Origin of the sequence: Prevotella sp. oral taxon 306 str. F0472 (genome assembly GCF_000257925.1) — a bacterium.
GTDB lineage: Bacteria > Bacteroidota > Bacteroidia > Bacteroidales > Bacteroidaceae > Prevotella > Prevotella vespertina.
The window spans coordinates 25,886-41,708 of record NZ_AJIN01000042.1 but is presented as its reverse complement, the minus strand read 5'-3'; the positions used below and the strand labels follow the sequence as shown (position 1 = coordinate 41,708).

Genomic DNA, 15,823 nt, shown 5'->3' with positions numbered 1-15,823 from the left:
ACACTCATTTAAAACCTTACGTCTATGAAACGGCTAATACTCTTTTGTTTGATATTATGCTCCACCATCCCCATCATTGCACAGCAAAGCATGACATGGGAGGAATGTTTTGAACAGTTTTATACAGAGAGTGAGATCAATGAGTCAGATAAAGAGGAAATTCTTGTCCTATTGTCCGAATTGGCAGAACACCCATTAGACCTCAATACTGCTACACGTGAAGACTTAGAGCGTGTTCCTTTCTTGAATGCCCAACAAATAGAAGACATCCAAGCGTATGTATATCAATACCATGGGATGCGAACGTTAGGCGAGCTATCCATGATAGAGTCCTTAGACTTCCAGCGAAGACAATTACTCTCTTACTTTGTTTATCTGTCACCAGTAAGCGATAATAAACCATTCCCCAGTCTGAAAGAAATCCTAAGCAAAGGGCATCACACGTTACTCTTTACTTTCAAAGCTCCGTTCTATCAGCGGAAGGGCGATATAAATGGCTATCTCGGCTATCCGTATAAACACTCTTTTAGGTATAATTTCCATTACAATGATTACTTTCAAATAGGTTTGATAGGGGCACAAGATGCAGGCGAACCCTTCTTTTCCAATAAGAATAAGTTAGGCTATGACCACTATAGCTTTTATATCCAACTGCGTAAACTGGGCAGAATAAAGAACTTGGTTCTTGGCAGATATAAACTTAGTTTCGGACAGGGACTAGTTATCAATAATACTTTGAGCTTTGGTAAATACGCCGCTTTGTCAACGTTGGGTAGACAGACTAACGGGATTCGGGTATATTCTTCTCGCTCTTCGATAAACTATTTACAAGGAGCAGCAGCAACCATCGAACTTGCTCACAACTTGGATCTAACCACATTCCTCTCGTATCGGACGATTGATGCGACATTAACAAGTGACGGAGAGATAAAGACGATTCTAAACACTGTATATCACCGCACAGCGAAGGAGATGGAACGGAAGGATAACGCTTCCCAATTCACAACAGGAGGTAATCTTAATTGGCGATGTGGTGGTTTGGCTCTCGGATTGACCGCACTCTTCACTCACTTTGATAAAGCTCTTAGCCCTAACACAAATCTGTATTATCATCGTTATGCGCCATCGGGCAATGACTTTTGGAATGTTGGTATCAACTATAGCTACATGCGTAAGCGTTGGAGTTTGGCAGGTGAGACTGCGACCTGCAATGGAGGGACATTGGCTACAATCAATAACATTTCTGTTCAAGTGAAGTCGAACTTATCATTATTAGCCATGCAACGTTACTATCGTTATGATTATACGGGATTGTTCGCACGTAGTTTTGCCGAAGGCGGGAAGATTCAGAATGAAAATGGATTGCTCTTAGGAACTAATTGGGAAATAAAACATGGACTTTCACTCATAGCTTATACTGATTATTCTTATTTTTCTCATCCTCGTTTTGGATCGCATACTGCTAGTCATACTTGGGATAATGTCCTAAATCTATATTACACACATAAAGTTTGGTCCTTATGTGCTGGATATAAATTAAAATTGAGAGAGAAAGACGATTTCAATAAGACAGCACTTATCAATGAGATTACTCAGCGCGGCCGATTAACATTGAATTATAAGGCAAAAACGTGGGTTAGTAAAACACAATTCGATATATCTGTATACCATAACCTCAATAATAGTATTGGATACATGGCGAGCGAAAACGTTACGTGGGTACCCAACTCGTGGCTTCAACTTACAGCATTACTCGGATACTTTCACACAGATGATTTCTCTTCACGCATCTATATCTATGAGCGCCGACCGCTTTATTCGTTTTCCTTTCCTTCATTCTATGGAATCGGTTTACATTATGCTCTCTTTGCACGGGCAGATCTGTCTCCTAATCTAATGCTTATCCTCCAATCCTCTACAACCAGTTACTTTGATCGTGATAAGATTTCATCAGGTTTGCAACAGATTAATGGCTCTACAAAGTCCGATTTAGAACTACAAATGCGCTGGAAATTCTAGTAATTTTGACGTGCCTAAAGGTGCCAATTTATAGATAAAATTAGGGACTTTATAATCCATTGAAAATCAATCATATATAGGATTTATAAAAAACGTACCTCCATTTTGATAAAAACGGAGGTACATTTTATCGAAAACGGAGGTACGTTTTTAGTAAAACGGAGGTACGTTTTTTCGAGCTTACCTATTGAAGCTCCCAATTACGTCCGAGCGGATTTGAAATATTCACTTAAAATCTTTGTTGATTCAGGGGTGATATGATCGATGTTTTTGATAATCTCACCATGTTCCATCAAGACAACTCTGTCACTGATATCTATTGTGTGTTGAAGATTGTGACTAGAGATGATGACAGAGGCATGATACTTATTTTTGTAATCGACTAACAACTTTTTAAGAAGATTCTGACTACTGGGATCAAGGAAGTTGAAAGGTTCGTCAAGAATTACGGCACTCGCTTTAGGAAGTAAGGCAGCTACTATTCCAACCTTCTGTTTGTTACCCGCCGAAAGCTCACGAATATATTTTGTTTGTCCAAGAATTTCGTCACTTAAAAACTCCCTATAATCCTCAAGCCTTTCCTCCAATCCTATTGTTTGAATGTTATGCGCTTTAAGAATAAATGAAAAGAACTCCTCGGCTGTGAGATATTCTATGAGGAAAGCTTCATCCAAATAGGCAGTTATTTGGCTCTTCCATGCGTTATCGTAATTTGCAATCGACTTTGTTGAAGGAGTGGGGGGAAGCCCATTTGCTGGTGAATCTTCTTGACATTCCTCGAAAAGGAAATCTACTGAACCTCCATTGGCTTTCAGTAGATTAAGAATCAAACGGAAAAGCGTTGTTTTCCCTGCACCATTATTTCCAACCAAACCTATAATCTCATTAGCTGGAAAACAAAATTCGGGGATAGACACAACTGTCTTATCCCCGAAATTCTTTGTGAGTTTATTAATCGATATTGCGACCATGGCAATTCTTAAACTTCTTTCCACTACCACATGGACATGGATCGTTAGGACGTGGAGTCTTTTCTGCGTGATAAGGAGTGCGATTTATCTCTTGAGCTCCTTCTCGTGTATCCTGTTGTGCAGCAGCACGCTGGTTAGGATCATCAAGTTCCACCTTCTCCTCATTATAACGCTGGCTGTGTTGTTCTGGCGCTGCTTCCTGAACTTCATCAGCTTGTTGCATCTCTGGAATCTGACCGCGCATGAGAACACTCGCTGTACGATTGTTCATATCGTCAATCATATTATCCCACAACTTCACACTCTCTAGCTTGAAGATGAGCAATGGATCTTTCTGTTCGTAAGAAGCATTCTGTACAGAGTGACGTAAGTCGTCCAACTGACGGAGATTCTCCTTCCAATCATCATCGATGATATGGAGAAGAATTACCTTCTCGAACTGCTTTACAACCGACTTTGCCTCGCTTTCGTATGCTTCCTTCAAGTCGCAAGGAATGTTATAAACGCGTGTTCCGTCTGTGATAGGAACCATAATACGTTCATACATTGCACCTTGTTTCTCATATACGTCCTTGATAATAGGCCATGCTACGCTTTGGATGCGATCCGTCTTGCGCTTGAAAGCTTCCATAGCTTGTTGGAAACTACGCTCTGCAAGCTCCTCTTGATTTGTACCTGTGAATTCCTCTTCGGTGAAAGGACATTCCATGGTGAGAATCTTTAAGAACTCTTCTTTGCAGCCCTCATAGTCATTATTCTCGATGATACTTACGCAACGGTCCCAAATGATATTGGATATATCCATACCGATACGCTCACCCATGAGAGCATGACGACGCTTCTCATAAATAACTGTACGCTGCTTGTTCATGACATCATCGTATTCCAACAGACGCTTACGGATACCAAAGTTGTTCTCTTCAACCTTCTTCTGGGCGCGCTCAATACTATTTGATATCATAGAACTCTCAATACGCTCACCATCTTCGAAGCCTAGCTTGTCCATGACCTTTGCAATACGCTCAGAACCAAAGAGACGCATCAACTTATCTTCAAGAGATACATAGAAAACTGATGAACCTGGGTCACCTTGACGACCTGCACGACCACGAAGCTGACGGTCTACACGACGACTTTCGTGACGCTCGGTACCAATAATTGCCAAACCGCCTGCATCTTTTACTTCCTTAGTAAGCTTGATATCGGTACCACGACCAGCCATGTTAGTGGCGATGGTTACTGCACCGAGTCCATCTACTGAACGTCCAGCCTCGGCAACAATCTGAGCTTCTTTCAAGTGCTGTTTAGCATTCAATACCTGATGTGGTATCTTACGCATGGTAAGCATCTTACTTAGTAACTCACTGATTTCGACAGATGTAGTACCAACAAGACAAGGGCGACCTTGGTTTCTCATTGCCTCTACCTCATCGATGACAGCAGCATACTTCTCACGTGCTGTCTTATATACGCGATCCTCCATATCCTTACGAAGAATAGGGCGGTTTGTCGGAATTTCAACAACATCTAACTTGTAAATGTCCCAAAACTCACCTGCCTCTGTGGAAGCTGTACCCGTCATACCTGCTAACTTGTGATACATACGGAAGTAGTTCTGTAATGTGATGGTAGCGAATGTTTGTGTAGCAGCTTCCACCTTTACATGCTCCTTTGCCTCAACAGCCTGATGTAGGCCATCGCTCCAACGACGACCTTCCATGATACGACCAGTCTGCTCATCAACAATCTTAACCTCACCATTCAGAACGACATACTCATCATCCTTGTTAAACATGGTGTAAGCCTTCAATAGCTGTTGCAATGTATGTACACGTTCGCTCTGTACACCATAATGTGCCATTAGGGCATCCTTCTGGTCGATGTATGTTTGCTCATCAATTAACTTGTCATCCTTTTGCTTCTCAAGTACAGAAAGCTCTGTTGTGATGTCTGGCAATACGAATAGTTGATTATCATTTACCTTATTAGCTAACCAAGCTGTACCCTTATCAGTAAGGTCACAAGAGTTCATCTTCTCATCTGTTACGAAGTAGAGAGGCTCAATAGCTTTAGGCATTTCACGGTTATTATTAGCCATGTAATACTCTTCGGTCTTCAACATACCAGCCTTGATACCATCTTCTGACAGATATTTGATGAGAGCCTTATTCTTTGGTAGAGCCTTGAAGGAGCGATACAAAGCAAGGAATCCTTCTTCTTGTAGCTTTTGTGCTGCAGACTTATCGTTCGTTTTCTGTGCTTCTGCTAACTTGTGGCGTGCTTCTGATAAAAGCTCAGTAGCTTGCTTGCGTTGAACCTCATAAAGACTTTGTACTAATGGCTGATACTCTTCAAACATTTGATCATCACCCTTTGGAACTGGACCACTAATGATAAGAGGGGTACGCGCATCATCAATCAACACAGAGTCGACCTCATCGACGATAGCATAGTTATGTTGGCGTTGTACGAGATCGGCTGGAGATACTGCCATATTGTCACGAAGGTAGTCGAAACCGAATTCATTATTGGTTCCGAAAGTAATATCTGCCTGATAAGCCTTACGACGTGCTGGAGAGTTAGGTTGGTGCTTATCAATACAATCAACAGAGAGTCCGTTGAACATGTAGAGAGGTCCCATCCATTCAGAGTCACGCTTTGCAAGATAATCATTAACGGTTACGACATGTACGCCATTACCTGTCAAAGCATTGAGGAATACAGGTAGGGTTGCAACAAGGGTTTTACCTTCACCAGTTGCCATCTCTGCAATCTTACCCTGATGCAAGACAACACCACCGAAGATCTGTACATCATAGTGAACCATCTCCCACTTGAGATCGTTACCACCAGCAGTCCAATGGTTGTGGTAAATAGCGTTGTCACCATCTATTGTGATGAAGTCCTTAGCAGGGTCTGCTGCTAGCTCTCGGTCGAAGTCCGTAGCTGTAACAATAGTCTCTTCATTTTCAGCGAAACGTCGAGCTGTATCTTTCACAATAGAGAAAGCTACTGGCATAACCTCATTAAGTGCTTTCTCGTAATTGTCGAGAGCTTCTTTATCAAGTTTATCAATTTGATTAAAGATTTCTTCACGCTCATCAATAGGAGTTTCTTCGATCTTAGCGCGTAGTTCAGCTATCTTATCGCGCTGTTCCTTACCTGCATCTTGAACATACTTCTGTATTTCTTTTGTTTTTGCACGTAGCTCATCATTACTGAGGGCTTTAATCTCTGGATATGCTTCCTTAACCTTATCTACAAAAGGCTGAATAAGCTTCATATCACGACTTGACTTATCTCCAAAAAGTGCTTTTAATATCTTATTGAAATTCATTTCTTATTTTTTAATACGTCCGTTTATGTGTTGTTGTTTATTTATGGACGATGAATATTATTATTTAAAATCTCTTTTGTCCATGCTGAATCTTTCTCATTGCATGTATGGATATTTCTATTTAAACTTCATATTAAGAGGTAAAGCTGGGCGCACGAATCTTAATCCCGGATCTTAATGAGGGATTCGGGAGAAAAGATGATAATTGTTGTGTATGATTAGAATAAAGTGTAAATACTGGTGTGTATTTATCAGATAACTCCGAAATAAATGCAATTTGACTTTGTGCAGGCTCTATCTCTTCTTCCTCTTTTATCTGTTTTATTGCATCAAGAATTGAGAGAATATCCTGTTCTATACCTTTAAAGGCCTGCTTATGACATAAATCTTCTATTGTAGCATCACCCAATGCAATCCTAAGCGCAGACTGATAAGTCTGTGCTTCTACTCCTGTTGAAGCAAGGACAACAAGTAAAGCGGTGATGTATTTATTCATTTCTATTTATCTTTTTGACTGATTTATCCAATCTTATGTGTAATATGCAGTGTAAAAGCAAGAACAATGCCATAATTAGAATAGCTGTAGGAATATGTTGGAAGAAAGCACCAATAAAACCTAATATAATAAGCACTCCCCATATCTTCCACCATATATTTGATTCTTGCCGTTTTGTATTCTTGATAGTCTTGTAGAGGAAGAACAATGGAAGAGGGTTAAAGAAGAAGATAATTGCATTGAGACTTACGCATGGGTGTTGTGAGAATATCATCACAAAATAGATGATTCCGAGAAGCCCTGCTGTTAGCATTAGAATTGTGTCCCATACCCAATACATTTTTTTCTTGTAATTACTTATCACCATCATAATGGTGCATATAATGACAAATATGCAAGCCACTTCTAATGGAGATAAAGGGAACTCAGACTCAATAACTGATGTTTGAGGTGCAAGTAGTTCATGTGTCTCAATTACTAGAGGCTTCCCGTTATATGTTGCCTTTGCAAAGTCACGTCTTAGGTTATCTGGTAGAAACTGTTGTTCCGACTGTGAAACTTTCTTGTCAGCGTTTATACCAAGTAATAAGTCTTCTCCAAATTGCGACCATTCATAATTCTTATTCCATTCGTGAATTAATGAGCGGAAAGTCTCGTTTTGATTCTTAATAATTGGATATATGATTTTTCCATGTAAATGGTCGACTATTATATTCCGTGCTCTTGTAGTACAATTATCATAAAAGAAATTGTAACGATATACTTGATTCTCTGGTTTTAGATTTTCCTCTAGTGCTTTACGAATAAGTTCTTTATCCCTAGGAGATATATTAAGGACTTGTTCTATTACTCCACGCCCTTCATAACTATATTGGGCAATAAACATATCCATTGGTTCTGCACCAACACGATAATCAGTTAAGCCAAAGATAAAACGAAGTATGAAGAAAGGCTGATCAGATGAAAAAAGACCATAATTAATGGCTATATCTTGCCCTGCTTTCTCGTCCTTATATCGTATAGCTGTGTGCCCATATTGAGCCCATATCTCTTTTCCGGGGGAACATGTCAAGAGAGAAATTTGAATGCTATCTGTATTATGACTCACAGATTGTGCTTCTACTGTTATCTGGATAATCGGTAGAAGACACATTATTATAATATATAGCACTCTCTTTTTCATTATTGTCCGCAAAGATAACAAAAAAGCATGAGAGCACAAAGAAAGCTTATTAAAAAACAAAATCCTTTATCGTTTTTCCGCTATATAGATTTTTTTTAATAACTTTGCGCCAATATATCTCTTAGATATTATCGTCAAATCAGAAAAAGAAAACGAATGAAAAAGATTATAGTAGCAGCACTATTAGCTGGGGTGGTTATACAATCTTCAGCTCAAAGTGGCACTAATTCACCTTATAGTCAATATGGATTAGGAACTTTGGCGTCACAAGCTACGGGGTTCAATCGAGGCATGAATGGATTGGCATATGGCTTCCATGAGCGTAATCAGGTTAATTATATGAATCCTGCGTCCTATGCATCTGTAGACTCTCTTTCTTTTATCTTTGATGCAGGAATAGGACTTCATTTGACTAATTATGAAGAGAATGGTCATAAGATTAATGCAAAGAATGCTAACCTAGAATATATAGTTGCTTCTTTCCGTGCCTTCAAGCATTTGGGTGTTAGTTTTGGTGTATTACCTTATTCAAATGTTGGCTATAACTTTAGCAATACAAGGAATATCAATGCCTTTAATAATCCATCATCTCCGAATGCCACCTTTTCTAATATATATAGTGGTAGTGGAGGGTTGCACCAAGTGTATTTAGGTGCAGGATGGGCACCATTCAAAGGATTTGCGTTTGGAGCAAATGCCTCTTATCTTTGGGGATCGTTGAGTCGTAATGTCATCAATACTTATAGTGACACTTACGTTAATACGTTATCTAAGGAGTATGCTTCACAAGTTAAAAGTTATAAGATTGACTTTGGTGTTCAATATAGCCATAAATTCGATAAGAAGAATGAATTGACTTTAGGTTTAACTTATTCTTTAGGACATAAGTTGAATTCGGATTCAAAGTGTTCTGTGGTATCAAAGAATTCACAAACAGGTGTTTCGGATACGACAAGCTATGTTCTTGCAGATGCGTTTGAACTTCCTAATACTTTTGGTATCGGTTTTATGTGGAATCATGATAATCGTTTAAAGATTGGTGTTGATTATCAGTTGCAGAAATGGGCTAAGATTAAATACCCCCAGTTGGATATAAATGGTAGTACAACAAACTATAGTCTTGTTGGTGGACAATTTAATGACCTTCATAAAATAACACTTGGTGGTGATTATTGTAAAGGAGAACGCTATCGTGGATTCTTTGATCGTATGCATTATCGAGCAGGTATTAGTTATGCCAGTCCATACCTAAAGATAAATGGGGTAGATGGCCCTCGCGAGTTATCCGCGAGCCTTGGTGTTGGTATTCCTATTGTTAATGCATATAACAATCGTAGCATATTGAATATTAGTGCTGAATGGGTAAATCGTAGTGCAACAGGTTTTGTAAAAGAGAATATGTTCCGAATCAACGTTGGATTAACATTCAATGAACGTTGGTTTGCTAAGTTTAAGGTTGAGTAATATGCGTTCCAACCTTTCTGTTTTATTCATTAGTTCAGCATTCATTATAGCAGTTTATGCCCTGATATCTTGTTCTGAAGAGCATGAACACATGGCTCCTGCTATACGTGATCGTGATTCTGTCCCAGTCATGACCACGTATGGTGTAAATACTCTTATATCAGATTCAGGTGTTATCAAATATAGAATTGTAACAGAACAATGGGAGGTCAATGAGAATAAGAAACCATCTAGGTGGACCTTTAATAAAGGAATCTTACTTACTCAATTTAATTTAAAGAAACATGTTGTTGGTTATATTCAGTGTGATACTGCTGTTTATTATGATCAAGATCGCCGTTGGGAATTACATGGGCATGTGAAAATACTTACTGCACAAGGACTTTCTTTTTATAGTAATGAACTTTATTGGGATGAACGTAATCATCAGATGTGGTCTCATACTTATTCACATCTCAAGACTCCTGATAAAGAACTAGAAGGAAATTGGTTTAGAAGTGATGAACAGATGACAGATTATGAGATTCGCCAAACGAAAGGGTGGGGAATATTCTCAAATGACAAAATGTTTTCTGGTTCTAATCTTGGTAACACACCTATTGATACCAGTCATGTTGATAGTTTGAAGGGTTCTGTGATAAAAAGACGATAGAAGAAATTGGATATAGGTTTAATTATAGAAATTATAATCACAATGGTTTTATCTGCATTCTTTTCTGGAATGGAGATAGCCTTCGTGTCTTGTAATCGTCTCCTTGTTGAGATGGAGAAAGAGAAGAATGGATTAGCACAAAAATGTCTAACGGTGTTTTACAATAATCCAAATGGTTTCGTATCTACTATGCTTGTTGGAAACAATATTGTACTAGTTGTTTATGGTATACTTTTCGCACAGCTATTCGATGCAACGCTCTTTCATCCGTATGAGCCTGCTACTCGTGTTGTTCTTGATACGATATTGTCAACACTAATTGTCTTATTTACTGGGGAATTCCTGCCAAAGACTCTATTTAAAAGTAATCCTAACCGATTACTTACTTTCTTTGCTCCTTTAGCATACATCTTCTTTATTGTTTTATGGCCTATTAGTCGTTTTACAACTTTTATTGCTCGTGTTCTTTTGCGTCTTTTTGGAGTAAAGATAGATGAAAAAGAAAATGATGGAACGTTTACGAAAGTTGATCTTGATTACTTAGTACAAAGTTCTATTGATAATGCTGAGAACGAAGATGATATTGAGGATGAGGTGAAGATCTTTCAAAATGCTTTAGATTTTCAAGATACCAAAGTGCGTGATTGTATGGTTCCACGTACTGAGATAAATGCCATAGAAGAGAATTGTTCGCTTGATGAACTTCAGCAGATGTTTATTGAAAGTGGTAATTCTAAGATTATAGTCTATGAAGGTGACATTGATCATATCAAAGGTTACATCCACTCTTCAGAGATGTTTAGAGCACCAAAGAATTGGCGTGATCATATTCGCCGAATGCCTTTCGTACCAGAGACAATGGCTGCACAGAAACTTATGCAAGTCTTCCTTCAACAGAAGAAGAGTCTAGGTGTCGTTGTTGATGAATTCGGTGGAACTAGTGGCATAGTATCATTAGAAGATATTGTCGAAGAGATATTTGGAGATATTGAGGATGAGCACGATAACTTGAAGTACGTAGCTAAGCAGACTTCGGACAATGAATATGTCCTTTCAGCTCGTCTCGAGATAGACAAGGTTAATGAGATGTTTGATTTAGAGCTACCCGAGAGTGATGACTACATGACGATAGGTGGACTCATCTTACATGTTTATCAAAGTTTCCCTAAACTCAATGAAATTATAACCATTGGACAATATGAATTTAAGATAATCAAGAGTACCATGACTAAAATTGAACTTGTGAAGCTAAAAGTCAATGTAACTGACTAAGTTTGTGCATGAAAAATTATGATAATTGCCTTTTTCTTCGTATTTTTGTGGGCAATTTGTTGTACAAAAGGAATAATTAAAATCAAATAATAAATCTAAAAATGGCAGCATTAGGAAAAATTAGAAGCAAAGGAGGTATACTGGTAGCCGCTATCGGTTTAGCCTTATTTGCTTTCTTAGCTGAAGAAGCTTTCCGCTCTTGCAATGGAATAAAGAGCGAAACCCGACAGCAGATTGGTGAGATTCTGGGCGAGAAGATTAGCGTTCAGGATTATCAAAAGTTGATTGATGAATATCAGTCTGCAATTAAGTTCACCATGCAACGTGATAATCTTACCGAGGATGAGCTTAACCAAGTAAAGGATCAGGTTTGGCAGCAATTGGTTAATAATCGTGTATTAGAAGCTGATGCAAAGAAGGTTGGATTGACTGTTACAGAACAGGAACTTTCAAATGTATTAAACGATGGTACTAACCCAATATTGGCACAGACCCCATTTGTAAATCAGCAAACTGGTCGTTTTGATATTAATGCACTCCAACAGTTCCTTGATGGTTATAATAAAGCAAAGGCTTCAAACTCTCCACAGCTTGAGCAGATGCAGACGATTTATGACTACTGGCTCTTTGTAGAGAAGAATCTCCGTACACAACTTCTCGGTCAGAAGTATCAAGCTTTGTTAGCTAGCTGTGTTCTTTCAAACAAGGCTGAAGCTAAGATGGCATTCAAGGATAATAATGAGGAAAGTGATATTCAACTTGCATCCTTGGCATATAGTACTATAAAAGATGCTGATGTAAAGGTTACAGATGAAGATCTTAAAGCTAAGTATGAGGAATTGAAACAAGCTTTCCGTCAGAATACAGAGACACGTGACATTAAGTTCGTTGATTACCAGATTAAGGCTAGTGCTTCTGATAGAAATGCAATTGTCAAGGATATGAACGAGCTTCAAAAGCAGCTTGCTACAGCTACTGACCCTTCATTGGTTATTAGCAAGAGTGGCTCTATGATTCCTTATCTTGGCTTACCTGTAAGTAGCAAGGCCTATCAGCAGTATCCTGACATAGCTTCAAAGATTGATTCTCTTGCTGTTGGAACAACAGGTGTAACAGAGAATAAGCAAGACAATACATTGAATATTATTCGTGTGATGTCTAAGGCTCAATTACCTGATTCTGTTCAGTTCCGTCAGATACAAGTTGCTGCTAATACTCCTGAAGAGGCTCATGCAAAGGCTGATTCTATACAGAAGGCATTAGCTGGTGGCGCTGATTTCGTTGCTATTGCAAAGCGTTATGGTCAGACAGGAGAAAAGGTTTGGTTCACTGGTCAGCAGTATGAGGCTGCTCCTAGCATGAGCGAAGATAATCGTACATACATTGAGGCGCTTCTTAATGGTGAAGTAAACGCAATCCAAAATGTTGCACTTACACAGGGCAATATTATCCTACAAGTTGTTGATAAGAAGGCTATGAAGACAAAGACAACAGCCGCTATTATCAAGAAGCTTATTGATTTCTCTAAGGCAACACGTAGCGATGCTTACAATAAGTTCTCTGAATTTGTTGCTAAGAGTACAACTGCAGCCGACCTTGAGAAGAACGCTAGTAAGTATGGTTATCATGTACAATCTCTTAACGATGTTTCAACTTCTGAACATTATGTAGCAGGTGTACATGGCACGCGCGATGCACTTAAGTGGCTATTCGATGCTAAGCAAGGCGATGTTTCTCCACTTTATGAATGTGGTGACAATGATCACTTGATGGTTATAGTTCTTTCTGCTATCCATCCAAAAGGCTATCGTTCTTGGGATGACCCACAGGTTAAGGAGATTCTTAAACGTGAAGTAATCAAGGATAAGAAGGCAGAAAAGTTGTTGGCTAAACTCAAGGGAGTTAATAGTATAGCAGCTGCTCAAGCTAAGGGTGCTAAGGTTAGCACAGTTAGTCAAATTACCTTCGCAGCTCCTGCCTTCGTGCAGGCTACAGGTTCTGCAGAGCCTGCTCTCTCAGGTGCAGTCGCAGCAACTGCTGCAGGCAAGTTCTCTAAGAATCCTGTAAAGGGTAATGCTGGTGTATATGTTTTCCAAGTTGTAAAGAAGGCTCTTCGTGCTGGTTCTAAGTACAACGAGACTATGGCAATGCAGCAAGCAGCACAACAGAACATGCAGTTCTTGAGTAACTTTATGCAGGACCTTATCCTCAAGGCAAATGTAGTTGATAATCGTTATCTCTTCTTCTAATTAGAATAGGAACTCAAACTAAATACGGGGCATGTCCATCATGGGCATGCCCTTTTAAGTTGCCTATATCTTAGTGTGATGTTTGAATATACTTTGTGTACCCAAGAACCTATTAGTTGTGAGCAATAAAGAATTCTCTTCAAGGACAATTCATCATATACAATGATGTTACAAGCCTTTTGTAGTATTTACCCAAAGTACTTGTAATGTTTTTCCAAGTGTGTTGTAAGGTTGTTCCTTTATAGTATTTAAAGTATAGTATTAGTAGCTTTATAGGTATGAGAAAACGGGTAAGAATGATAGGAGTTAAATCCTTACCTTCTTACCCGTTTACTTATTCTTCAAGTTTATCTTGACTTATTTATTTAATAAACTTACGTCTGTTCTGAATATAAATACCATGAGGTAAAGCATTTCTATCTGTACCAACATAACGACCATCGAGCGTGTAGATGCGGTTGTCAGATATTGTTAGCTCTGTAACTGTTGTGTTATAGATGCCTGTTGTTATTCTATCTCTAAAGTCGAAACTAACATACCTATTTTCGGTATTTGCACCATCTGTTTCTACAATATTAAATATAGATCTGTCAAGTGTTGCCTCATTAAACATCTTGAAACCTTTAATTGAATCCACACCATTATATGGATAGAGGTCTTCATTATGTTGTGTTATATATGTATCCCAAGAACCTCCTGCATTCTGAGCTGATAATACCTTCCCATCCGCAGGAACTACAATTACACGTGGTTTGCCTTTGACATTATTAGGGAAATCAAATACGTTTACTTTGTTATATGCGTATGATATTCGATAAACAAGTAATCCCTTTGGATAAGAACCATTCCCCCAACCTTGGTACCATCCTCCCTTTTGAATACTCTGTAATACTATATATTCGTTTGGTGCTGAAGGATTAAGGATTTTGTAAGCTTTGCCACCATTATCTATCGTCTTTAAATTAGCTATGTGGCAATCAGTTGTTAATGTATCTATGCTCATCCAACCCATAGCCTCACGTTCCCAAGCAAGATAAGGCGAAGGGACTCTGCCACCTTGCACTTCTGTACCACCATCCATAAGGTCCCATAGTTCCATACCTTGATCATTTTGGTCTTCTGCATCAGTCTTGTATGCATAGATATCTGGTAGCCCAAGTGTATGAGAGAACTCATGGCAGAAGAGCCCTATACCATTAATTGTTTCCTTTTCTTTCTTTTTGTTCTCTCTTCCTGCAAGTTCATTACTTACGCCATAACGACGAATACTTTTACCATCAAAAGTCTTAGATAATATTGTCGTTCCTGATTTAGGCCAAATGTCAGTAGAGGCATTCCCTCTATAGTTGGCTGAGTGACCTGCGTAAATGATATAAACTAGATCAACCAATCCATCGCCGTTTGCATCGTATTGTGAGAAGTCTACTTCATTATCAACAGCATTACAAGCGTCAGTCATCAAGTCTGTTATATTATCATTCCCAGCTCCATAATAAGTCTGTGGTTTTGGTAACTTTACAGGACCAACAACATCAAATGTAGGGGTGAATTGTCCATAACTACAATCCTTAAAGTATCCACGTACACCTTTATAGTTCCTGTTTTGTGCATAGGCAGTCTCTGTAAAATGACCTTCGTTCATCAAGTAATTAGTAAATACTTGCTTTGTATTCTGAATCGTGAAGGTTGTATCAGCAAACTCTGCGAGGATAACAAGAGCTTTAGGGCTTCCTGTGTGAGGGAAGTAAGGTACACCACCATAACCTGAATCTACTGTTACTCGTGTTAATGGTCTGTTATTGTATGAGTTCTCAGACTGCTCTGCAACCTTAGATACATAAGAGTAGAACTTATCCTTATCTTGCTTACTAATGAGGTTAGTCTCTGCGTTCGAACGCCATGCTGCTTCGTGTGCGAGTTGTTGAGTAGCAATGAGACGCCCATCCTTAGTTACCTTTCCTACATAATAGCTATTGTCTGCCGCTTGCACAAGCAATACACCATCAAGTGTGGTGTACCAGTTGATGTGTTCATCACCACGTAGTATTACGGTGATAGTTGTTCCATCCGACTGTCTGACTTGTACTGGAATCGAATTTGCCTTAGCACCCCAAACGCCTATGGAACTTAAACATAGGCATACACCGAGACATATTCGTTTAAAGTTGAATGTCATATTC

The 15,823-nt window shown here is 38.9% G+C and carries 10 protein-coding genes; 5 read left to right on the top strand and 5 right to left on the bottom strand.

Annotated elements, in window-relative coordinates:
• Positions 1–24: 24 nt before the first annotated feature.
• Positions 25–2,019 carry a helix-hairpin-helix domain-containing protein gene (locus tag HMPREF9969_RS06780; RefSeq protein WP_009435091.1) on the top strand — a complete coding sequence of 665 codons (1,995 nt, stop codon included), beginning with the start codon at positions 25–27 and terminating at the stop codon, positions 2,017–2,019.
• 200 nt (positions 2,020–2,219) lie between these two features.
• Here the strand turns inward: HMPREF9969_RS06780 and HMPREF9969_RS06775 are convergent, their stop codons facing one another.
• The 4 genes from HMPREF9969_RS06775 to HMPREF9969_RS06760 all read right to left on the bottom strand — a co-directional run bounded on the left by HMPREF9969_RS06775 (position 2,220) and on the right by HMPREF9969_RS06760 (position 8,006).
• Positions 2,220–2,990, bottom strand: a complete 771-nt coding sequence (locus HMPREF9969_RS06775) for an ATP-binding cassette domain-containing protein (RefSeq protein WP_009435119.1) — start codon at positions 2,988–2,990, stop codon at positions 2,220–2,222.
• Complete coding sequence (gene secA / locus HMPREF9969_RS06770; protein ID WP_009435085.1) at positions 2,971–6,327, bottom strand: preprotein translocase subunit SecA; 3,357 nt, start codon at positions 6,325–6,327, stop codon at positions 2,971–2,973. The genes HMPREF9969_RS06775 and secA overlap by 20 nt, the downstream gene beginning before the upstream one ends.
• A gap of 133 nt (positions 6,328–6,460) precedes the next feature.
• Positions 6,461–6,823 carry a hypothetical protein gene (locus HMPREF9969_RS06765; RefSeq protein ID WP_009435101.1) on the bottom strand — a complete coding sequence of 121 codons (363 nt, stop codon included), beginning with the start codon at positions 6,821–6,823 and terminating at the stop codon, positions 6,461–6,463.
• Complete coding sequence (locus HMPREF9969_RS06760; protein ID WP_036895366.1) at positions 6,816–8,006, bottom strand: DUF4105 domain-containing protein; 1,191 nt, start codon at positions 8,004–8,006, stop codon at positions 6,816–6,818. The genes HMPREF9969_RS06765 and HMPREF9969_RS06760 overlap by 8 nt, the downstream gene beginning before the upstream one ends.
• A gap of 156 nt (positions 8,007–8,162) precedes the next feature.
• Here HMPREF9969_RS06760 and HMPREF9969_RS06755 point away from each other — a divergent pair, with 156 nt between their 5' ends.
• The 4 genes from HMPREF9969_RS06755 to HMPREF9969_RS06740 all read left to right on the top strand — a co-directional run bounded on the left by HMPREF9969_RS06755 (position 8,163) and on the right by HMPREF9969_RS06740 (position 13,643).
• Positions 8,163–9,470 carry a hypothetical protein gene (locus HMPREF9969_RS06755; protein WP_009435114.1) on the top strand — a complete coding sequence of 436 codons (1,308 nt, stop codon included), beginning with the start codon at positions 8,163–8,165 and terminating at the stop codon, positions 9,468–9,470.
• A 1-nt stretch (position 9,471) separates the two neighbouring features.
• Positions 9,472–10,122, top strand: a complete 651-nt coding sequence (gene lptC / locus HMPREF9969_RS06750; RefSeq protein WP_009435088.1) for an LPS export ABC transporter periplasmic protein LptC — start codon at positions 9,472–9,474, stop codon at positions 10,120–10,122.
• Positions 10,123–10,128: 6 nt separating this feature from the next.
• Positions 10,129–11,394, top strand: a complete 1,266-nt coding sequence (locus tag HMPREF9969_RS06745; RefSeq protein WP_009435089.1) for a hemolysin family protein — start codon at positions 10,129–10,131, stop codon at positions 11,392–11,394.
• Between the two features lie 101 nt (positions 11,395–11,495).
• Positions 11,496–13,643: a SurA N-terminal domain-containing protein gene (locus HMPREF9969_RS06740; RefSeq protein WP_009435112.1), complete on the top strand. Its 2,148-nt coding sequence runs from the start codon at positions 11,496–11,498 to the stop codon at positions 13,641–13,643.
• Positions 13,644–14,004: 361 nt separating this feature from the next.
• Here HMPREF9969_RS06740 and HMPREF9969_RS06735 read toward each other — a convergent pair whose 3' ends face one another.
• Positions 14,005–15,819 carry a M6 family metalloprotease domain-containing protein gene (locus HMPREF9969_RS06735; RefSeq protein ID WP_009435104.1) on the bottom strand — a complete coding sequence of 605 codons (1,815 nt, stop codon included), beginning with the start codon at positions 15,817–15,819 and terminating at the stop codon, positions 14,005–14,007.
• Between the last annotated feature and the right edge of the window lie 4 nt (positions 15,820–15,823).